General features: G+C 70.2%; 28 protein-coding genes and 2 tRNA genes. All 30 read right to left on the bottom strand.

Annotation, left to right across the window (positions count from 1 at the left end; all coding sequences use genetic code 11):
• Positions 1–147 precede the first annotated feature (147 nt).
• Positions 148–483, bottom strand: a complete 336-nt coding sequence (locus ACWD0J_RS09970; protein ID WP_451495273.1) for a hypothetical protein — start codon at positions 481–483, stop codon at positions 148–150.
• Between the two features lie 65 nt (positions 484–548).
• Positions 549–926 (bottom strand): hypothetical protein, encoded by a 378-nt coding sequence (locus tag ACWD0J_RS09965; protein ID WP_451495272.1) that lies wholly within the window; start codon positions 924–926, stop codon positions 549–551.
• Positions 927–1,008: 82 nt separating this feature from the next.
• Positions 1,009–2,481 (bottom strand): ParB/RepB/Spo0J family partition protein, encoded by a 1,473-nt coding sequence (locus ACWD0J_RS09960; RefSeq protein WP_451495271.1) that lies wholly within the window; start codon positions 2,479–2,481, stop codon positions 1,009–1,011.
• 181 nt (positions 2,482–2,662) lie between these two features.
• Positions 2,663–2,995, bottom strand: coding sequence for a hypothetical protein (locus ACWD0J_RS09955; RefSeq protein ID WP_451495270.1), 333 nt, complete (start codon positions 2,993–2,995; stop codon positions 2,663–2,665).
• 418 nt (positions 2,996–3,413) lie between these two features.
• Positions 3,414–3,602 carry a hypothetical protein gene (locus ACWD0J_RS09950; RefSeq protein ID WP_451495269.1) on the bottom strand — a complete coding sequence of 63 codons (189 nt, stop codon included), beginning with the start codon at positions 3,600–3,602 and terminating at the stop codon, positions 3,414–3,416.
• A 53-nt stretch (positions 3,603–3,655) separates the two neighbouring features.
• Complete coding sequence (locus ACWD0J_RS09945) at positions 3,656–4,147, bottom strand: hypothetical protein (RefSeq protein ID WP_451495268.1); 492 nt, start codon at positions 4,145–4,147, stop codon at positions 3,656–3,658.
• A 142-nt stretch (positions 4,148–4,289) separates the two neighbouring features.
• Positions 4,290–4,988, bottom strand: coding sequence for a hypothetical protein (locus ACWD0J_RS09940; RefSeq protein WP_451495267.1), 699 nt, complete (start codon positions 4,986–4,988; stop codon positions 4,290–4,292).
• Positions 4,989–5,047: 59 nt separating this feature from the next.
• Positions 5,048–5,287, bottom strand: coding sequence for a hypothetical protein (locus ACWD0J_RS09935; protein WP_210549075.1), 240 nt, complete (start codon positions 5,285–5,287; stop codon positions 5,048–5,050).
• A gap of 61 nt (positions 5,288–5,348) precedes the next feature.
• Positions 5,349–5,693 (bottom strand): hypothetical protein, encoded by a 345-nt coding sequence (locus tag ACWD0J_RS09930; RefSeq protein WP_210549074.1) that lies wholly within the window; start codon positions 5,691–5,693, stop codon positions 5,349–5,351.
• A 169-nt stretch (positions 5,694–5,862) separates the two neighbouring features.
• A complete protein-coding gene (locus tag ACWD0J_RS09925) occupies positions 5,863–6,561 on the bottom strand; it encodes a hypothetical protein (RefSeq protein WP_451495266.1) in 699 nt (232 codons plus the stop codon).
• Between the two features lie 161 nt (positions 6,562–6,722).
• Complete coding sequence (locus ACWD0J_RS09920; RefSeq protein WP_451495363.1) at positions 6,723–7,589, bottom strand: hypothetical protein; 867 nt, start codon at positions 7,587–7,589, stop codon at positions 6,723–6,725.
• Positions 7,590–7,759: 170 nt separating this feature from the next.
• Positions 7,760–8,035 (bottom strand): hypothetical protein, encoded by a 276-nt coding sequence (locus tag ACWD0J_RS09915; protein ID WP_451495265.1) that lies wholly within the window; start codon positions 8,033–8,035, stop codon positions 7,760–7,762.
• 106 nt (positions 8,036–8,141) lie between these two features.
• Entirely contained in the window at positions 8,142–8,441 is a 300-nt protein-coding gene (locus ACWD0J_RS09910) for a hypothetical protein (RefSeq protein ID WP_451495264.1), read from the bottom strand.
• Between the two features lie 39 nt (positions 8,442–8,480).
• Positions 8,481–8,549, bottom strand: a tRNA-OTHER gene (locus ACWD0J_RS09905).
• Between the two features lie 205 nt (positions 8,550–8,754).
• Positions 8,755–9,018: a hypothetical protein gene (locus ACWD0J_RS09900; protein ID WP_451495263.1), complete on the bottom strand. Its 264-nt coding sequence runs from the start codon at positions 9,016–9,018 to the stop codon at positions 8,755–8,757.
• A 32-nt stretch (positions 9,019–9,050) separates the two neighbouring features.
• Positions 9,051–9,124: transfer RNA gene (locus ACWD0J_RS09895), tRNA-Ile, on the bottom strand.
• Positions 9,125–9,337: 213 nt separating this feature from the next.
• Entirely contained in the window at positions 9,338–9,949 is a 612-nt protein-coding gene (locus tag ACWD0J_RS09890) for a hypothetical protein (RefSeq protein WP_451495262.1), read from the bottom strand.
• Between the two features lie 10 nt (positions 9,950–9,959).
• Positions 9,960–10,160 (bottom strand): hypothetical protein, encoded by a 201-nt coding sequence (locus ACWD0J_RS09885; RefSeq protein WP_216586702.1) that lies wholly within the window; start codon positions 10,158–10,160, stop codon positions 9,960–9,962.
• Positions 10,157–10,867 (bottom strand): hypothetical protein, encoded by a 711-nt coding sequence (locus tag ACWD0J_RS09880; RefSeq protein WP_451495261.1) that lies wholly within the window; start codon positions 10,865–10,867, stop codon positions 10,157–10,159. The genes ACWD0J_RS09885 and ACWD0J_RS09880 overlap by 4 nt, the downstream gene beginning before the upstream one ends.
• A 51-nt stretch (positions 10,868–10,918) precedes the next feature.
• Positions 10,919–11,290, bottom strand: coding sequence for a hypothetical protein (locus ACWD0J_RS09875; RefSeq protein ID WP_328743717.1), 372 nt, complete (start codon positions 11,288–11,290; stop codon positions 10,919–10,921).
• Positions 11,291–11,321: 31 nt separating this feature from the next.
• Positions 11,322–11,657 carry a hypothetical protein gene (locus ACWD0J_RS09870; RefSeq protein WP_451495260.1) on the bottom strand — a complete coding sequence of 112 codons (336 nt, stop codon included), beginning with the start codon at positions 11,655–11,657 and terminating at the stop codon, positions 11,322–11,324.
• A gap of 67 nt (positions 11,658–11,724) precedes the next feature.
• A complete protein-coding gene (locus tag ACWD0J_RS09865; RefSeq protein ID WP_314223685.1) occupies positions 11,725–11,970 on the bottom strand; it encodes a hypothetical protein in 246 nt (81 codons plus the stop codon).
• A 134-nt stretch (positions 11,971–12,104) separates the two neighbouring features.
• The gene (locus ACWD0J_RS09860) at positions 12,105–12,917 is read right to left on the bottom strand and encodes a hypothetical protein (RefSeq protein WP_451495259.1); all 813 of its coding nucleotides are present in this window, start codon (positions 12,915–12,917) and stop codon (positions 12,105–12,107) included.
• 170 nt (positions 12,918–13,087) lie between these two features.
• Positions 13,088–13,294 (bottom strand): hypothetical protein, encoded by a 207-nt coding sequence (locus ACWD0J_RS09855; RefSeq protein ID WP_393804435.1) that lies wholly within the window; start codon positions 13,292–13,294, stop codon positions 13,088–13,090.
• The gene (locus ACWD0J_RS09850; protein WP_451495258.1) at positions 13,291–13,545 is read right to left on the bottom strand and encodes a hypothetical protein; all 255 of its coding nucleotides are present in this window, start codon (positions 13,543–13,545) and stop codon (positions 13,291–13,293) included. Before ACWD0J_RS09850 ends, ACWD0J_RS09855 begins: the two co-directional genes overlap by 4 nt.
• Positions 13,546–13,764, bottom strand: a complete 219-nt coding sequence (locus ACWD0J_RS09845; protein ID WP_451495257.1) for a hypothetical protein — start codon at positions 13,762–13,764, stop codon at positions 13,546–13,548.
• A complete protein-coding gene (locus ACWD0J_RS09840; protein ID WP_451495256.1) occupies positions 13,757–14,245 on the bottom strand; it encodes a hypothetical protein in 489 nt (162 codons plus the stop codon). Before ACWD0J_RS09840 ends, ACWD0J_RS09845 begins: the two co-directional genes overlap by 8 nt.
• A 250-nt stretch (positions 14,246–14,495) precedes the next feature.
• Positions 14,496–15,671, bottom strand: a complete 1,176-nt coding sequence (locus ACWD0J_RS09835) for a DUF932 domain-containing protein (protein WP_451495255.1) — start codon at positions 15,669–15,671, stop codon at positions 14,496–14,498.
• Positions 15,672–15,788: 117 nt separating this feature from the next.
• Positions 15,789–16,346 (bottom strand): hypothetical protein, encoded by a 558-nt coding sequence (locus ACWD0J_RS09830; protein WP_451495254.1) that lies wholly within the window; start codon positions 16,344–16,346, stop codon positions 15,789–15,791.
• Positions 16,347–16,411: 65 nt separating this feature from the next.
• Positions 16,412–16,783 (bottom strand): hypothetical protein, encoded by a 372-nt coding sequence (locus tag ACWD0J_RS09825; protein WP_451495253.1) that lies wholly within the window; start codon positions 16,781–16,783, stop codon positions 16,412–16,414.
• Positions 16,784–17,723: the final 940 nt, after the last annotated feature.

Below are 17,723 nucleotides of genomic sequence, written 5' to 3'. Positions count from 1 at the left end.
TCCCGGGGGGCTTGTGGTGGGGCGGACATGGCGGTGACACGTCGCTTTCGTGAGGACCGTGGCCAGGAAGAAGCCTCGGGAAAGGGGGAGTTGACGGCCCGCGGGCGGGGCGGCCGACGGGGAAGCGCCCCGCCCGCAGGCGTTCGCTCAGCCGAGCGGGTAGAGCACCAGCGCTGGGAGGGCGGTGTCGGGGATGCGGTCCCCGTACAGCTCGCGCAAGGACTGGTCCGCCTTGAGCTCCTCCGGCAGCGGGAAGATGTCGCCGACGAGCTCGCTGAGGGTCGGCGCGTACCGCGAGTGGCTGTAGGTGGAGAACGGCGAGAAGAGGTTGCCCCCGGGGTCCCGGGACAGCACGACGAGCGTGTCTCCGGGCAAGCCCTTCCAGTCCTCGCGGACCAGATGGCGCAGCACGGCGAGGGTCAAGGGGCGGTCGGGGGCCTCGCCGTCCGGGTCGGGGGACGGGGCCTGCTGCTGGTCGGTCATGACGGCCTTTCACGTGCGGGCCGGGCTGGGAGGCCCGGCCGGTTGATCGGCGGGGTGCGGGCCCGTCAGTCGTCCTCGATCTCGTCCAGGCAGGCGACGGGAACGCCGTTGCCCGGGAGCCGGAAGCGCGTCATGTCCTCCGGGATGCGGTACTTGGTGTTGCGCGGGTCGCGGCGCAGGATGCGGGTGGACTCCTCGTCCAGCAGGAAGCCCGCGCGGATGCCGGTGCGGTTGCGCTCCTGCACGGTGCTGGTGAGACCGCGCAGCAGGGCCGGGCGCAGCCACTCGATGATGTGGGCCTTGCGTCCCGCCACGAGTCCGGCGAACGCTTCCTTGTCGATCGCGCTGAGCCGCAGTGCGGAGGCCTCCTGGACCTTCGCGACCTGGATCGCATTCGGCAGCTTGCCGATGAAGTCGAGGACTTCGTCCATGGTGACGGTCATGCTGGGTCGCCTCTCTGTGACGCGGGGGTGGGGAACCGGCCGGGCACGGGCGTGCCCGGCCGGGGCTTGCGGGGAGGCTCGGTCAGGCGGCGGTGCCGGGCCGGTGGCGGGCGACCGCCTCGTCCTCGACCTCGGACAGCCGGTAGCTGCCGTTGTCGTCCTGGCCGAGCGCTTCGAGGAGCAGCAGGTAGCGGGCCTGCCGCACGTTGAGGTTCGACCACGTCTTGGGCTCGCGGATGTCGTGCTCGCAGGCAGCGGCGACGTGCGCGAACAGCGCGTTGACGACACGTGCCTTGGGGAGCTGCACTGCTGTCTCCGTCAGGTCCGCGTGCTCGGGCTCCTTGATGCCCAGGAAGCGGGCGACGGTCTCGGACTCGTGCTTGTCGGTCCAGGAGCTGTAGAAGTACGGGACGGTGAGCACGATCTCCTGCGCGAAGACGCGGGCCGCATCCGGAAGGGTCTTCTGGCGCACGAGCCGGGCGACGAAGTCCTGACGGGGACCGGCGGCGGCCTTCCACGCCCGGTTGCAGGCGATGACCTTGCGGCGCTCCTCCGCCCGCTGCTCGTCCTGCTCCGTCCTGGGCTTCTTCGGCTGCGGGCGGACCTTGTGACCGTGCGCGGCCGGGTCGGAGCAGTGCCACACAGGCTGGTGCTCGTCGTCGAGCCGGGCACTGTGGCCGGGGCAGTTCTTGTGGTTGTCCTCGGTGAGCGGATTGCCCAGCCCGGTGGTCAGCTCGGCCAGCGGCTTGGACGTGTCCTTCTGCCCCCAGGTGGGCTGCCCCAGCAGCGGGATGTCGGCCTTCTTGAGGTCTTCCTCGGCCTTGGTCCGGGCGGCGGCGTCGTCCTGCTCGGCCTTGAGCAGCGCCATCTCCTGGTCCCAGTGGCCGCGCCCGCCGTTGCCCTCCTCGTGGTCGCGCCCCAGCGCTCGCAGCAGACGGCGCTCCGCGCCGGGCACGTGTTCGACCTCGGCGAGCTGGGCGGTCTGCTCCAGGTCCATTCCTCCGGCCGTTGCCCGGCGAAGGGTGGCGTCGTCGAGCTTCTGCGCCGTCTTGGCATGCTTGGCCGCGTCGCGGCTGACGCCGAGAGCCCTGCTGGCCCGGCGTCGTTCGACGTCGCTCATGTCGATCAGGGACAGCTCCTGCGACTTCAGGATGTCGCGCTCGCTCATCCCCTCGCGGTGCTTGTTCTCGACCAGGGACAGGAACCGGGTCCAGCCGTCACGGCCGACCAGGTCTTCCCGCACGTGCGCCTTGATCCTGCGCACCGGGCGGCCGTCCTGTTCGGCGGTGTCGTTGGCGATCTTCTGTGCCTGCGCGCGCCGCCAGCCCTTGAATGCGCCGTACGTGCCGTCGGGCCGGGGCCGGACACTGATGGTCTCCTCGACACCGATCTCCTTGACGGAGGCGATCAGCTCCTCGTCCGGTTCCGTGTCGGTTTCGCGGGCGTTCTGCTCGTCACGCACCACCTGCGCTGGGTCAAGCAGGACGATCTGCGGCGCGTCTTCCTCCTCGTGCGTGACGGGTTCGGTGGGCTGGGTCGAGACGGCGGTGGCCATGGGGCTCTCCTTCTCCTTGCCTGTTCGGCGAATTGGGGCGGTTGGGGTGTCGCCCTCGCTGCAAATGCAATAATAGTGTGTTTTTGGGGGAGGGCTAGATACCGTCTGACCTGCGAGAACGTGGCTTCTTGTGGGTGTCTGAGGTGCTCCGCACGGCGGTCTCGGCCGACGAGTCCCGGCCTCAGCTCAGGTCGTGCACGACGTGCCAGCACGGACCGGACAAGACCGTGAGCCCCAGGTTCCCCACCTGCTCAAGCAGGGCGTCGTCCCACCCGGCGCTGACCGGGAGAGAGGGAACTGCCCAGTACGTGTTGGGTCCGAGCTGCTCGTAGCCCGCTCCGAGAACGATGTGCTCGTCGTCGCCGACCGTGAACAACTGCACGCGCACGTCGGCACAGTTCCCGCTGGCGGGGCGGTGTGCCTGGGCTCGCAGCGACTCGTCCAGCGCTTCCTGCTGCCGGTGCGGCGCGACCACGACCCCGTAGACGGCGTAGACGGACTGGGACACGGACATGGTTCAACCTCTCTGGCTCGGAGGGCCGGTTCGGCGTGCGGGCGACGCGGGGCGCGGGCGCGGCCGGCCGGAGCGGGCGGGCACGGTGGCGGCGCTCGGGACGTCGGGGCGCTCACGTGGCGCGCGGGTGCCGGCTGCGCGTGCGGGCGGCCCGGATCTCCGCGTCGAAGTCCGGGTACTGCCTCGCCGCCGACGGCAGCAGCGCGTTGGGGACGTCCATGGCCCGCGTGAGAACCCCCAGTTGCGCAGGAGGCAGCACCCAGGGGCCCCGCTCGTCGGCGTCCAGGACGGACAGCAGGTCCTCGGCGGTGCTGACGTCCTCGGCCTGCCGGAACGCCGGGTGTGTCCGGTTGACCCGCAGTGCGAGGCTCAGGCTGGCATCCCAGATGCGGGGCGTAGCAGCGCCGGTCGGGGGTGATCACCTGGTGGCCGTGGGGCGCGGAGAGATCTGGAGTACGCCCGCGAGCACGACGAGCCGTTCGTCGCTCTGGACGGGGAACGTCGACTCCGTCGCCGGGCTGCCGCAGGATCGGCAGCGGTAGGTGCCAGGGCTCTCGGGCTGGTAGCGGCCGCTGCGGCAGACATGGCAGAGAATCGGAACGCGCACGGTGCACCTCCGCGCGGGCGCCCCTGGGCCGGGGCGCCCGCAGGCATGGGTGGTCAGGTCGTCATGCGGGTGACGCGGGAGGTTGGCAGGTGGACGCGCAGGACGTCAGCGTGCGCGGGCGGGTCGAGTGCCGCGAGCCGGTGGAGCGCTTCGGACAGCTTCGGGTCCGCAAAGTCCTCCTCGGCCTCCGCTGCTTCGCCGACCGGCACCATGCGCGCCGTGGTCTCGGTGTGCCGGAGGTCCGGCATCTCCTCGGTGGGCGTGAGAGCCGCGATGAACGGGCTCCAGCCCACGGACATCCCGCTGCCCGTGCGCTGCTCCGTCGTCGTGAAGTACGCGGCCACGGCCTGCGGTCCGTCGCCCGGCTGCTCGTCGGCGAAGGCTCGGACGCGGTCGGCGACAACCTGCCGCCATCCCTGCTCCGCCGCCTGGTCGGCGACGGTGGCCAGCGTGTCCAGGGTCTTGGGCGGCAGATCGCGGAGCGCGGCGCGGATCAGGGGCGTGGTCGGCTCGGCCAGCAGCGCGGCCAGTTCCTCGTGTTTCATCGTCGGTGTCCTTCCGTGGCGTGGCGGTGAGGGGGCCCGTACGGCGGGGTGGTGGCCCCGCCGCACGGGGTGTTCCGCAGGACCAACAACATCAATAATAGTGTCTTATGGGGTGAGGTGAACCCACCCCTGACCTGCGGTTTTACGGCCAGTCGTGCTCTCGGTGGGGCGGTAGCGGGAAGGTGCGCCGGGGGTCCATGCGTACGCAGCGTTCGCAGTAGGCCGTGACGCGGTTGGCGGTGCACTCGCCCCACTGGCACTCGAAGCGCTCGCGCGGCCCGCAGATCAGGCACCGCCACAGCGTGATCCCGTGCAGCTCGCACGGCTCGTAGCGCTTGCGCGCGGGCAGCAACTCCAGGGCGGGGCGGGGGCGTTCGAGGCGGGAGACGTCGGCGGCCGGGAACGACTCGTCGCCGTCGCGTATCCAGCGGGGCGACAGCTGGGTGTACCGCTCGGGCGTGGTGTAGTACGGCTGCCCGGCCGGGCTGAACACCATGGCCAGATGTCCGCCGGAGATCAGGGTCTCCAGCCGGTCATGGCTGAACTCGACGCGCAGAGACAGCATTTCGTCCTGGCGCAGGCTCCAGGCGTACCCGTACCGGCGCAGGATCCGGCGCTCGGTGGCGGCCGGGCCAGTCTGGGCGGCGTCGAGCTCCTCGACGGCCTCGATCGCGGCCGTCGGGTTGGCGGTCAGCTCGCGTACCGCGTCCTCGGCGGCTGTGGCGGTGGGGTGGCTGCCGAGGGTGTACCCGTGGAGCTGGTCCACGACCTGGTGGCGTCCGTCGTGCTCGGCGGCGGCGTACCGGACGGGCCGTTGCGGCTGGGTGCGGCGTCGGGGCATGGCGGAACTCCATCTGCGCAAGGGGCGGGAGGTGGCGGCGGAGGCCGGCCGGGCGGCGGTCACCTCCTGGGCAGCGGCCTGTATGCGGAGAAGACGTAGTGGCCCAGCTCGCGCAGCATGCCGGCAGTGCCGTCCACGGCCGCGGGGTCGTGGTCGGCCTGGCGGGTGTACGCCTCGATCTCGCTGTTCCAGGCGAACCCCTGGGCGGCAAGGGACTGTTCGGTGACAGGCGTGAGGTCGTCAGAGGACTCGGGGGCGGCGACGAGTCCGTGGGCGGGGTCGGGTACGACGAGAAACACCGGGGCCTCCTTCCATGTGGGCCGCCCGGGCGGGCGGCCCACGGGCGGGGTGGACGGGTGGTCAGCGGGTGACGGTGACGGTGTAGTCGGCGTCCAGGACGGCGAGCGCGGCACGGATGGACGCGCGGGTCTCCGCGCTCGGCACCGAGTAGGGGAAGTCCAGGGCGAGCACCGCGTCGTCCAGGTCGTCGTCGGTCATCGGCAGCGTGTATCCGCTGCGGTAGAGGGCGACGGCGGTCGCGGTGGCGACACGGACGCGGTTGTAGGCGATGGCCTCCCCGGCCGTGACGTCGGTGCCCAGCGCTTCGCGCGCGGTGGGCGGCAGTTCTGCGATCCCGGCGGCGAACCGGCGGCCGGGAATGCGGATACGTGCCGGTCGCAGGGCGCGGCGCAGCGTTCGAAGCATGGCAACTCCTGGGGCTGGAAGGGGGGGAAGGGGGCCGTCACCTGGTGATTGAAGTGGGGAAGGTGACGACGGCTCTCGGTTCACTACTAATAATAGTGTGAGTTGAGAGTGCGTGAACCCGCCCCTGACCTGCACAAACGGGGAATCGGGCGAGCCCGTGCGCGGTACGTCAGAGCTGCGGGGCGTACGCGGCCAGGGGCTTCGGTGCCGCGCTGGTGTAGATGCCCTCCAGGCCCGACGGAGCGATCAAGCCCCAGGTGAAGGTGACGGTGTCGGCGTAGAACTGCCCGCGCCGGGGGTGCGGTGGGGCAAAGGCGCGCAGGGCGCCGACGCCGTAGACGTCCAGCGTGCCGTCGAGCAGCGCGTCGCGCTGCTCCCCGGTTACCTCCGGTCCGTACTTGTCGAACTGCTCGTCGCCGACGACGGCGAAGACGGGGCTGAGGCCGTCCTCGATGGGGCCGAACATGCTGCGCCAGTGGGCGAGGTCGGCCATGGCCTCCGCGCGGCTGGTGCGGGTGCTGCGGTAGCTCACACCGTCGCGGTGGTCGGCGAACTCGTCCGTGTCGTACAGCCACGCCTCGAACTGGTGCTCCGTGTACATCCCGATGCCGTTGTGGCGGCGGCGCAGAAACCCGAAGGGCTCGCCGTCGACCGTCACGGGGTGGCGTTCCGTGCAGAACTCGCAGGTGACGCCGACGTGGCGCAGGAAGCGTTGTAGGCGGGGGAAGCGGGCGAATCGGGTGGCGCAGTTGCAGCAGGTGTACACCTCCCAGCGGGAGGGGCTAGCGACCGTGTCGTGGTGGCACTGCGGGCACTGGTAGGCCTTGTTGCTGTACCAGTCGATGACCGGCGTCAAGTTCCCTTGCACGGCGAACTCCTGGGGTGAAAATCGGGGGGAGGGGGCGGGCCGTCGCCCCGGAGGGCGTGGTGTCGGCGTGGCGACGGCCCGGGCTCACTATCTATAATAGTGTGAGCTGGGTTGGTGTGAACCCCCGTCTGACCTGCTGGTTTACGGTGTCGACCGGGCTTTCAGCGGTGGGCCGACGGCGGGAGGTCCGGTCCGAGGTCCGGCGGAACGCAGTAGTCGACGTCCGATTCCGGGGAAACGAGATCGCCGGTGTCAGGGTCCGTGCAGTACGCGTCGAAGACCTCGCCTGCGGTGAGGGGTTCGAACTCGCCCGTGCGCAGCCGCCAGCCGTAGACCCGGTCCGGGGAGCTCGGGGCGGAACTCCGAATGACCAGCCCGCCGGGACTCCGGGTCGCCAGACCGAGGGCGAGAACGGTGGTGAACTCGAGGGCCTCGGCCTCGTCGAGCTGACACGCGCCGTCCGGGTCCGTATCCGCGTGGAGAACGGCGACCAGGGTTTCCGGTGCAGCCGAGACGCTGCAGACGAGGTGCCGCTTGCCCGGCCGGGCCGCGTCGAGGATGCGAGCCAACAGGCCCGATGCCCGGGCGAAGGCCGTCCGGCCGATGTCCTCGCCACAACAGGCGCAGGCCCCGAGCCGGGCCAGGAGCGTGGAGGCGTACTCCCAGGTGGCCTGCCGGACGGCTTCGTCGACCAGGGCCGGGATCAGGTCGGCCAGGGGCTGGCCGTCGTACGGGATGGCCGGGCCCGTGGCGGCGAGTTGGGCAGTGAATCGGGCGCGGCTCGACGGACTGTCGGGGTCGAGGCCGGTGTCGGCACAGAAGTCGGCGTACTGCTCCGGGTCGAAGAGGGCAACCGTGGTGGGGGCCCCCTGGGAGGCGCGGCTGCTGAGAAGGTCTTCGAACGCTTTCAGGTAGGTCTCGAAGTCGGCGAAGGCGAAGGTGCGGTAGTGCCGCATGGCGCGAAAGTCGTGCTCGTCGGCGAGCAGGCCGATGGTGCCGGCTACTTCGCGGCGCAGCGCGCGCCGCATGGTGTGGCGGTCGGTGTGCGCCGTGTTGCCCGCCGCCTGCGACAGGCGCTCGGGGGACTGGGGTGCGTGGGTCACGTGTGCGCCTTTCTCGTGGGTGGGTTGAAGGGAACCGCTCGTGCCCGGCCGGGCGGCGGGAACTCGCGGCCTGCGCTGGCCGGTCGCCGGGGACGTCATGAGGTGGTGGTCCACAGCGGATAGCTGGACCGGATCTCGACGTGCCAGCCGCGTCCCTGGAATACGGGCGTGTACGGGGCGCCGCAGTGCTCGGTGACCATGGAGCTCACCGCTCGCGTGAACTCGTGGCCCGTGAGCTCGAAGGCGTTCTCGACCGTCGCGCACGGCTCGGCGGCTGTGATCGAGGGACCCATGCCGGTGGGCGGGTAGTTGTATCCGAACATCTGGCCGTCGGCGTTGATCGTGTGGAACATCCACTCGCACCGCTTCATGGGGGCCTTCCTTGGGCGGCCTCTCCGCCTCACAACTTCAATAATAGTGTATTTTGAGGGGGTGGAACCCCCCTGACCTGCGGTTTCGTAGCCCGGTCCGCTCGGATCACCGTCCATCGTGGGCGTCGGCAGGGCCGGGGATCCAGTGCATTGCGTCGGCGGCGAGTGAGGCATCCACGGGCACGGTCCCCAGAAAGTGAGGGTCGTTCGGTTCGTCGTCCTGGGCGTGGGTGGCGGTCCACTCGTCGGCGGCCTGCTCGGCACCGAGGGCGTGCAGCAGGTCGGTCAGAGCGTCGACTTCGGTGCATCCGAGGCTGGCGGCGACGTCGGACATGATGACGGTGGTGCACCAGGCGTCGGTGAACGCGTGGGCGACGTCGGCCGGGATGCTGACAGTGTCGGCCATCGTGTGCTCCCGTGGACGGTCAGGTGGGTGCGATGTGCGTGCCTGCGAGGGGATTTGAACCCCTGCCCACCCACAAGTGGAGCCGCTCTACCGCTGAGCTACGCAGGCTTGGGGCCGCCGGTGCGACGGCCGGGTGACGGCGGGTCAGCGTCCGGCGATCTCGCGCAGCCGCTTCAAGGCGGTGGGCACGTCGACGTACCAGAACGTCTCGCTGGGCCTCAGGCTGAGAGCCTTGGCGGCAACGTCACAGATCAGGCGGCGCTCCTCGCCTCGCTCCGCGTAGACACTGGCGAGCGTCTCGTACTCGTCGCCGTCATCGTCCGTGCCGGTGACCTCTGCCTGCTCCCTCGTCGGGCAGGGACACGAGCGTCCAGCCGGTGAGGTGCGCCGTCCATCCGGCCGCGCACAGCAGGGAACCGCACGCCGGAGCCTCCTCGGGGGGCAGTCGCAGGGCCTCGGCAAGAAATGCCCAGTGGTCCATGTGGAAGACGTCGGGCTGCGCCTCGATGGCATCCAGGACGGCAGACGCCACGGCGGCGGGCGTCTCGGGCTTCGGGGTGACCTCGGTGTCGGTCATCACAACTCCAGTCATGGGGAACGGTGTTGGAGTAGTGCTGGCGGGACTCGAACCCGCGACCTCAGGACTTATAAGATCCGCGCTCTACCAACTGAGCTACAGCACCTCGGTGTTCGGTTATCGGGGCCGCGCCCCTCGGCCTGGTCGGGCGGGGCGCGGCCCTGCTCTGGGGGCCGGGCTGGGGGAGCCGTCTCGGCTGCCAGGTCTGTCGGGGAAGTGCCTGCGGAGGCAGGGCGGGAACCGGTGGGCGTCAACCGCTCTCGACATCCAATAATAGTGTCTTTATGTTGAGGGGGAACCCACCCCTGACCTGCGCTTCTTACTCCTGTGACGCCTGGGCGAACGCGGCCAGCATGGCAATCACGGAGCTGGGGCGCCCGGACGCTTCGGCCTGCACCCCCTCACCGGAGGGGCCGACCAGCACGGTGACGCTGTCGACCTGGACAGGGCCGCGCTCGCCGGGCGGCCTGGTGTCGTGCTGCCAGATGATCCGGGTGCGCCGGTACTGCTCGTCGATCCGGGCCCCGGGGAGTGCGCCGGCCACGGCTTCGGCGACGGCGCGGCGGCTGCTCTCCTCCGCTTCCTGCCGTGCGGCGATTTCGGCGGCCTGCTGCGCGGCCTCGGCGTGCAGGGGATACAGCCGCCGGGTGATCTCACGGGCCACGTGGCGGGCGCTGCGGGCTGTGACCCCGATCGACGGCGCGATCATCTTGGTCTCGTCCGGCAGTGCGGCGTGGATCTTCAAGCGGTCAGGGTGGCGGTCGTCGGGCTGGCACAGGCGCAGGGCGCGGCCGTCTCCGTCGACGATGAGCCGCCCCAAACCGCCCTCGTAGTCGGTGAGTTCGGCCGTGCGGCAGTGCGTACCCAGCTCCCGCGCCACTTCGTCGGCGAACGCGTTGAACTGCTCCTGTGTAATCAACTCGCATGTCATGGCGCTCTGTTCACTCCTTCGGATGGCTGGGGGGTGTGCTCGGGGCGGGGTTCCGCGCGCCCTGGTCGCGGATCTCGGCATCGCGGCGGGCGTCCTCGGCGGTGTATCCGGTGTCGCACCATGCGTGGCACAGCTGGCCTGGGGGTGCGCCGCACGTCTCGCACCGGTCGTCGAAGTCCTCCGGGCGCCATGGGCGCAGCTGGCCGCTCACGCGGGGCTCTCCCGGATGTGGTCGCCCAGAGCACGGGCGGACATGACGGGGCTCTGGTGGGGCGGGGCGGCGCGGACGGCCCGCCACAGATTCGACGGCTGCCACGGGTCGAAGTCGATTCCGGCGACGGGCCGGATGGACCACTGGCGGCCGCGGGGGCCGGTGACGGTGTACGTCAGACGCCGTGGGGTGGCCCGGCGTCCGTTGTCCTCCCAGGAAAGGCCGGCGGCCGTGAGCGCGCTGCCCAGCTCGTTGCGGCGCGACCGGGTGATGTGCTCGAACTCGGCCGGGATCAGGTGGAAGTCGGCCATGTCGTGGCCCCGCCACTCCTCCTCGTGGCCGTCCTCGCGGGTGACGACATACACGCAGGCCTGCTGCTGGAGGGGGTGGCCTCCCCACGTCCATACGCGCTGGGAGCTGGTGACCTCCCACACGCCCTCAGGGCTGCGCAGCTGCTCACCCACCCGGAGCGGACGGGGCGGCTGGGTGTGGAAGCTGCGGGGGCCGGGCGTCAGACCGTTGTCCTTGAGATCGGCGCACTGCGAGCACATCCATGCGGTCTCGCCGTGAAGCCGGTGGATGGCCCAGCAGTCGGTGTAGCAGGTCGAGCACACGAACCGGCAGTCCGCAGAGGCGAGGACCGTTGCCATGTACGTCAAGCGGGGCAAGCGGCTGATGACCATGCCGAAGTGGCGTCCGACGGACACGGTTTCTCCTTCCAGGGGGGGGTGAGCGACGCGAGCGGCCTGCCGGACGGGTCAGGGTGCGGCGGTCCACAGAGGGAGGCCGGTGGTGGTGCGGGCGCTGATGCCGGGGCGCTCGGGCACCTCGCGGTAGTCGGACACCTTCACGTAGCCGCCCCGTTCGGTGTCGAGGCGGACCGGGGCGCCCTCCCATTCCCACTGCTCGATGAGTTCCGCGGGGAGGTTCTCGACGTTGTCGGCCTCGACCTGTACGGCCCACGCGGTCAGCTCCTCGCCGTACTCCCGCCGCCACTCCCGCAGAACGGTGAAGAGGTGGGCGAAGTCGTCGACCAGGGCCAGGGCGCGCGCCTGGTCGGGGGCGGGGTCCTCGGCGTAGGTCGGCGCATCGGGGCGGGTGCGCTCACCGAGGCTCATCAGCCAACGCATGATCGGGGCTCCTGTCTTCGGTGTCGGGTGGTCACGCGGCGGTACGGGCGGGTGCGTTGCCCATGTAGGCGGTGTCGATCTCGTCGGGCCACTCGCAGTCGACGCACGGGAGGCGCTCGCACCACCGCCAGTCGTGGCCGTGGGGGCAGCGGGGCGCCCGGTAGGTGACGTGCACGACGGCCGAGTACGTGAAGTGCGCGTGGTCGACCGGGTCGGCGTACTGGTGGTGGACGGAGTTGGAGTCGTCGAGGTGCTCGGTGACGGTGGAGACGGTGACCTCGTGGCGTGTGTTGTCGAGGGCGGTGGTGATGTAGCGGTCGCCGGTTTCGAGGGTGCGGGCGTACTGCCGGCCGGTACTCAGGGCCATCTCGGGAGCCTTCGTGGTCAAGCGCCCCCGGGATCACGGGCTGAGCGTGTGGGTGAGGGGCGGTGGGTCAGGGGCGGCCGGACGGCTCGGGCTTGCGGTAGCGGTAGAGGAACCGCGCGGCCCACGTGCGGCTGGTGAAGCCGGGGATGCCGCCGCCGCTGCCGGGGCGGTTGCCGGGAAACTCGGCCACCCACGCGCAGACGCCGTTCGGGTCGTGCCAGACGACCCCGTAACAGGTGCTGCGATCTTGACGGTCAAGAACCCGGCGGCCGAACGAGCCGGTGTTGGCGGCGAACGTGAACTGCTCGGTCACGGCGGCTCCTTCAGTCCGGGGCGGGTGCGAGAGGGGGCGGGGCAGGACCAGTGACGCCCCCTCTCGCACTTCCAATAATAGTGTTTCCAGGGTGGGTGTGAACCCGCCCCTGACCTGCGTTTTTCCTCCGTCTGTCAGGGGGTGCCGACCAGGGCCGGGCGGCGGCCGCGCGGGCGCCTGCGCTGCTGGGCACGCAGGGAGTCGGCTTCCTCCTGGGCGCGGCGGGCGCGCTCGTGCTCCTCGGCGGCCGCGCTGACGCAGTAGGGGGCCCACCACTGCAACCCCCTGATCTTCTGGGTCAGTGAGTCGGGGCGGTCGGCCAGCATCAGCAGCAGGACCGGGTCCGGGGAGAAAGAGAGCCACCGTGCGGCGGTCCGCCATGCGGCCTCGGCGGCCTTCCGCTCCGGGAGCGCGGTACGGGCCTCGCGCTCCAGGCGGACGGCTTCGGCCTGGTGGTAGGAGGCGGACCAGGTGAGGAAGCGCAGCAGGCCGGGGGTGTCACGCTGCCGTGAGGCCTCCAGGATCGCGGGCAGGTCGGCGCGCTGCGCGACGTGCTCGGCGCAGTCGCGCAGGACGGCGGTGAGTACCGCTTCCGTCTTCTCCGACGGCGGGTGATCAGCGGCGGACGACAGCGGATATACCGAGACCCCGGGGCGGCCGGTGCTGTCGCGGTAGAGGGTCAGGCTGCCGTGGTAGCCGGTGCGGCCGCGGGCGAGCCGCGGGAGGTCCTCGTCGGGGGCGGTGGTCTTGAAGGCGTTCACGGGGCCGAGACAGGCGCGGACGGCGGTGAACTGGTCCCAGCGGTGAGGGTCGGTGGTGCCGGTGACGTGCACGCTGCCGCGCAACGCCCCGCCCAGCTCGAACACAACGGCGTCGGCGTCGCGGGGGCCGGCGGTGGCGCGCACGGGGCCGGCGGGCGTGTCGATGGTCAGGATCGGACTGGTCATGGGCTGCGACTCCTCGGGACTCGACCGGGTGGACTGAGGGGGCGTGCCGCCCCGCACTCGCCGAAGGGGAGGGTGCGGGCGCGGGGCGGCAGTCGGCCAGTGGCGCGCTGGCCGGGGCGGCCGTCCACGCCCCCGTACCGGGGGAGGGGCGTGGACGGCGTCTGCGGGGGTTACTCCTTCGGCGGCTTGTGTCGGCGGAGGTTGCCCCGGTCGGTCAGGCTGGGGCGGCGGCCACAGGGACAGTCCGCGTAGCGGCGGCCGTGCATCTTGAAGAACTTCCCGCCGAGTGCATGGCCGTTGACCTGCTCGATCGTGCCGGAAACCGGCTTGGTGTTGGTGCAGTAGCCGTCCGGCGTGACGGCGGGCTTGTCGCTCATGAGCGCTCCTCGGCGGTCCCGTGGGGGCGGTGCAGGACGGGGGCGTGACAGACCACGTGCGGCGCGGCGTCGTCTGCGGGGAGGGACGTGGCGGCCTTGTGGAGTTCGGCCGTGTCCATGGGGTGCAGCCATCCGGCCCGTACCTCCCACCCGCACGTGCGTATGCCTGCGTCGGCGGTCGTGGCGACCAGGACGGCGTCACGCACGGTGCTGTTCTCCAGCGCGAACGTCAGCAGTACGAAGAACTGCACTTACTCCTCGGCGGAGTGATCCACGCGACACGATCCCGGCTCGACGGTCACGTACAGGTCGGCGCTCACCTCCGTGCCGTCCGTGCGCTCGGCGTTGATGTGCAGCTCGTGGCTCCCCTCACCGATGGCCGGGAACAACGCGGTCAGCGCGTGCAGGGCGCGGCCCATGGCGGACGCCGTGGCGGCGTTGTCGGGCCGTGGGAGCTCCGGTTCAGGCATGCGGGGCCTCCTCGTCGGAGTCGGGGAGCTGGATGAGATCGGGGGCGGGGTAGACCTCGCGCTTTACGGCGGCGACGTCGGGGCACGGAATGACGGCGGCCTGGAGGTCGTCCGTGTCCACGGGGTGGAGCCACCCGTCACGCACGGACCAGCCGCACGCGCGGGGGTTGGGCTCGGCGGCCGTGGTGGCGATCAGGACGGCGCTGCGCATCGTGCTGCCCGCCAGCGCGAACACCAGCAGCATGCGCAGGGCGCAGAACTCGTCTTCGTCCAGGACGGCCAGGCGCAGCGGCTCCATGCCGATCGAGAGATCGGTTCGGCCCGTGACGAACGCGTTGTCGGTCCGCTCGGCCACGAGGTTCAGCGTGTGCTCACCGTCTCCGAGTGCCTGGAACACGGCGGAAAGGGCGGTCAGGGTGCGGCTCATGGCGGCCGCGATGGCGTCGTCTCCGGGGTGGGTGATCTCCGGGCGTGCAGACATGAGGACTCCTCACGGGGCGGGGCGGTGGGCGGTGGGCGACGGAGGCCGGCCGTACTGCGCCCCTGGGCACAACGGGCTTCTTATGGGCGCGCGGGCGGCTCCGCCGACGCGTCGCGCTGCCGCTACGCGGCAGGGGCCGGCGGGCGCGCTCCGCGCTCCCTGCGGGGCTGGGTCGCGCGCTCCGCGCTCTGGGACGGTCGGGCCCGTGCGGGCCGGGCTGGGGGAGTTGCCCGGCCCGCACGGGGGTCTGTCAGCCGTGCGCGGCGGCGGCCGTGAGGGCGGGAACCGCGAGCGCTTCCAGGGCGGCGGCCTGGTCGGCGTCGGTGAGGGTCTGCGCGGTCGACGTGACAGCCTGCATCACGCCCCCGGCCGTCATCTGCCCACCCCGGATGAAGTGGGAAAGGATCCGGTCCTTCGTCTCCGTGCCGATGCTGAGCGACTTGGTGACGTGCTCGATGGTCTTCGTCGGCTCGTCCAGCGTCTTCCCGGCGGCGGCCTCCATCTCGTACACCTTGGCCTCGACGTACTCCCGTGACAGGAACGTGCGCACGGCGTCGGTGGTCTTGGAGGTGATCAACTCCAGTGTCTTGCGCTGGGTCTGGCCAGACCAGGACACAACGCCCTCGTCCTGCTTGCCTCCGAGGTGTACGGCGCGCATGACGTCCTTGGTCATGGTCAGACCGTTGCGGCAGACCTGGATGACCGCGCGGGGGGTGATGGTGTACGCCCCTGCTCCCACCTCGCTGTTGGTGATGACGAACCCGGCCGAGATCATCGGGAGTTCGTCACCGCTGCGGCCGTCGAACGGGGAGCGGTAGCCGCGTAGCAGGTTGCGGGCCTGGATCGCGACAGCTTCGGACTCGACGCGCACGTACATGCGCCGGTCGGTGAGGTCGCACCCCGTGACGCGGGTGGGGTGCCCGGACTTCTCCACCCCGTCCAGGGCGGCCAGCAGCATGTCAAGGTTGTCCATCAGCTTGTAGCTGTCGGACAGCAGCGCGCGGGCCACACCCTCGCCGGGCATGCCGGGGCCGTTCTCCCCCCGGAACGCGCGGAGCATGAAACGGCGCTCCGGACCCTCACGAAGCCACGCGTTCACGTTCTCGTCCAGCAGCGGGACGTTTTCCGCGCGCATCCGGCGCAGGTAGGCCAGCGGAATGCGCAGCTTGTCAGAGATCCCCTCATCGGCAACGGCGGTCGGCCGGTAGATGCCGTCAACGGCCGTCACGCCGCGCGCGCTGAGTTGGGCCTCGACGCCTTCGACGTGCACGTTTCCCTCACGCATCCGCAGCGCGGACGCGGGAGCGATGACGTCCAGCTTCCGGTGCTGCCCGTCCTCCAGGATGCGGACCAGGTCGGACAGGTCGGCGTTACGGGCACCGGTGGGGGCTACGTTCGTAGCGCGCTCGGCGAACTGCTGAGTCATGCGGTGTTCCCCTTCGCTGTTGGTCTCTGCGGGTCGGGGGGCGGAGCCACCACCCTCCGAACAACTTCAATAATAGTGTGTTTCAGGAGTGAGTGAACCCACCCCTGACCTGCACACTTAGGCCAACGCGCGGTAGTCAGGGAGGGGCGTAAGGCTCTCCCGACGTACGTTCGTGACCATCGGCACCGGCGCGACACCGCGTATCTCGCACAGGTCGTAGCGCAACTCGGGGCCTCCGCCGAACGGGTCGGCGTGCGCGTGGATCGCGTATACCCAGTAAAAGCCGTGATGGTGCGTCAGGCTGCCGTGATAGTCGACCTTCTGCCACAACACTGGTCCGGCGTGCTGGGGGTCCAGACTCTGCGCGACCTGGAGCACGAGCCGATCCGCCACCCGACCGGACAGCAGCATCACGAACGCGCCCGCGACCGTCGCGCGGTCGACCGGCACGTCCGCCATGGCTGGGCCGGTGTGGCCGGTGCGCACGCCCATGGCCCAACCCAGTTCGAAGAACGGCCGGACCATGTCCAGCAGCTCGCGAGACACCCTCAGGGCGTCCGGGTCCCTCTCACTGCGCGCCATTTCCCGCAGTGCGTAACGGGCCTGCTCCTTCTCGGCGTCCGTGAGCGGGGCTCCGGCTTCCTGAGCCTGCTCTGCAATCCGCGTGTTTTCCATGGTCCCTTCCCTTTCGTTGATGCCGGGTGGAAGGGGGCGCCCCGGTTGGGGCGCCCCCGTGCGGATTACTTTAGGAACCCGGTCGACCGGAGGAACTCGGCCGTGATGAGCGCGATTCCCTGGGGCTTGTAGATCTGCGGGAATCGCCTCAACTCAACCTCCATGCGCCCCGATTTGTCCGGGTCGATGAATTCCTGCACCAGACGGTAAGGCTCCTCACCCGTCGGCATTTCCAGCACGACCGGACCGGCGGCCTTGGTCTCGAACCGAATTCCGGTGTAATTCCGGTCGGCGTTGTGCACGATCTTCACCCCTGCCCGCGCGCACAGCAGCGGCAGGAAGTTCGCGATCGTGCGGGCCTGAACTGCAAGCTCGGTCATGGGCGCGTCTGCGCCGCGCACTCCGCGCACGATCCCGTCAGTGATCGTAAGTTCCACGTTCTTCCCCTTCAGTGGTCCCTTGCGGTACCTGGGGGTGGCCTCCCCCAGGACTTCAAATAATAGTGTGTCTTGGGTCCGGATGGAACCCCCCCCGTTGCGCTACGGGTTGCGCTGGATGTTGCGCCATGGTGTTGCGGTAGAGGTTGCGCTAGACGTTGCGCGGCCTCCTGGGGCGTCTCCGCGTCACCCCTGCTCACCCCAACAATCCAGCCTGGTAGCCCTGCTGACATCCCCTCTGCGGCCGCTGCTCCCTGCCCAAGTAGAAGAGAGAAGGGGTGGGGGGGCTGGGTGTGGTCGGGTGCGGCGGCGTCGGGGATCGGGGCGGGGTTGTTCCTGTGTTGCGCGTCGGCCGGGGGCCGTCGCGCGGGGTGGGGTGGTGGAGCCGGTCAAGTGCTCACCGGTCCTGGGCACTTGGTGGGCTGGATGGGCCGTGGTCCCTCTCTCCTGTCCTGTCTCGTCTCCTCCGGCCTCCTGCCGGAGGCAGGTTCTCTCACTCCCTCCCGTCTGCAACGGGGTCCCGGAGGGGCACTGTTGCCCTTTTCTGGTATTCCGTGATTTACTTTTCCTCACGGAATACTAATCAAATACCGCCCGGTTTAAGGGAATCGGAGATTCCCTTAAACCCGCCCCAAGGAAAGGACACATGACGCACCCTCAACCCAAACCCGAACTCAAACCCGAACTCCCCACTTATGCAATAAAAATCAGCACCCAATTTTGTGCCGGAGGCACAAACCCTCTCCCCGCTTTTCGTGCCGGAGGCACGCAGGGTTATGGAATGGCCGGAGGCCAATTCCATAACCCACCGCCGGAGGCGGGCAATTCGCGCGGGGACGCGCGAAACGAGCCTGCGAGTATTCGGCTGCCGGAGGGATGGCGATCGTGTCGGTGTTCACCGCGCTGACGCTATCGATCTCGGCCGTTGCCTCGGTGGGCA

The sequence above is a fragment of the Streptomyces sp. NPDC003011 genome, from assembly GCF_053591515.1.
Note: the sequence above shows the minus strand (reverse complement) of the source record. Positions and strands in the feature narration are given on the sequence as shown.

Coding starts and splice junctions, on each gene's coding strand:
- ACWD0J_RS09970 (WP_451495273.1), bottom strand. CDS start 483: ATGACCGACCAGCAGCAGGCCCCGTCCCCCGACCCGGACGGCGAGGCC.
- ACWD0J_RS09965 (WP_451495272.1), bottom strand. CDS start 926: ATGACCGTCACCATGGACGAAGTCCTCGACTTCATCGGCAAGCTGCCG.
- ACWD0J_RS09960 (WP_451495271.1), bottom strand. CDS start 2,481: ATGGCCACCGCCGTCTCGACCCAGCCCACCGAACCCGTCACGCACGAG.
- ACWD0J_RS09955 (WP_451495270.1), bottom strand. CDS start 2,995: ATGTCCGTGTCCCAGTCCGTCTACGCCGTCTACGGGGTCGTGGTCGCG.
- ACWD0J_RS09945 (WP_451495268.1), bottom strand. CDS start 4,147: ATGAAACACGAGGAACTGGCCGCGCTGCTGGCCGAGCCGACCACGCCC.
- ACWD0J_RS09940 (WP_451495267.1), bottom strand. CDS start 4,988: ATGCCCCGACGCCGCACCCAGCCGCAACGGCCCGTCCGGTACGCCGCC.
- ACWD0J_RS09930 (WP_210549074.1), bottom strand. CDS start 5,693: ATGCTTCGAACGCTGCGCCGCGCCCTGCGACCGGCACGTATCCGCATT.
- ACWD0J_RS09920 (WP_451495363.1), bottom strand. CDS start 7,589: ATGCGGCGCGCGCTGCGCCGCGAAGTAGCCGGCACCATCGGCCTGCTC.
- ACWD0J_RS09915 (WP_451495265.1), bottom strand. CDS start 8,035: ATGAAGCGGTGCGAGTGGATGTTCCACACGATCAACGCCGACGGCCAG.
- ACWD0J_RS09910 (WP_451495264.1), bottom strand. CDS start 8,441: ATGGCCGACACTGTCAGCATCCCGGCCGACGTCGCCCACGCGTTCACC.
- ACWD0J_RS09900 (WP_451495263.1), bottom strand. CDS start 9,018: ATGACCGACACCGAGGTCACCCCGAAGCCCGAGACGCCCGCCGCCGTG.
- ACWD0J_RS09890 (WP_451495262.1), bottom strand. CDS start 9,949: ATGACATGCGAGTTGATTACACAGGAGCAGTTCAACGCGTTCGCCGAC.
- ACWD0J_RS09875 (WP_328743717.1), bottom strand. CDS start 11,290: ATGCGTTGGCTGATGAGCCTCGGTGAGCGCACCCGCCCCGATGCGCCG.
- ACWD0J_RS09870 (WP_451495260.1), bottom strand. CDS start 11,657: ATGGCCCTGAGTACCGGCCGGCAGTACGCCCGCACCCTCGAAACCGGC.
- ACWD0J_RS09860 (WP_451495259.1), bottom strand. CDS start 12,917: ATGACCAGTCCGATCCTGACCATCGACACGCCCGCCGGCCCCGTGCGC.
- ACWD0J_RS09855 (WP_393804435.1), bottom strand. CDS start 13,294: ATGAGCGACAAGCCCGCCGTCACGCCGGACGGCTACTGCACCAACACC.
- ACWD0J_RS09845 (WP_451495257.1), bottom strand. CDS start 13,764: ATGCCTGAACCGGAGCTCCCACGGCCCGACAACGCCGCCACGGCGTCC.
- ACWD0J_RS09840 (WP_451495256.1), bottom strand. CDS start 14,245: ATGTCTGCACGCCCGGAGATCACCCACCCCGGAGACGACGCCATCGCG.
- ACWD0J_RS09835 (WP_451495255.1), bottom strand. CDS start 15,671: ATGACTCAGCAGTTCGCCGAGCGCGCTACGAACGTAGCCCCCACCGGT.
- ACWD0J_RS09830 (WP_451495254.1), bottom strand. CDS start 16,346: ATGGAAAACACGCGGATTGCAGAGCAGGCTCAGGAAGCCGGAGCCCCG.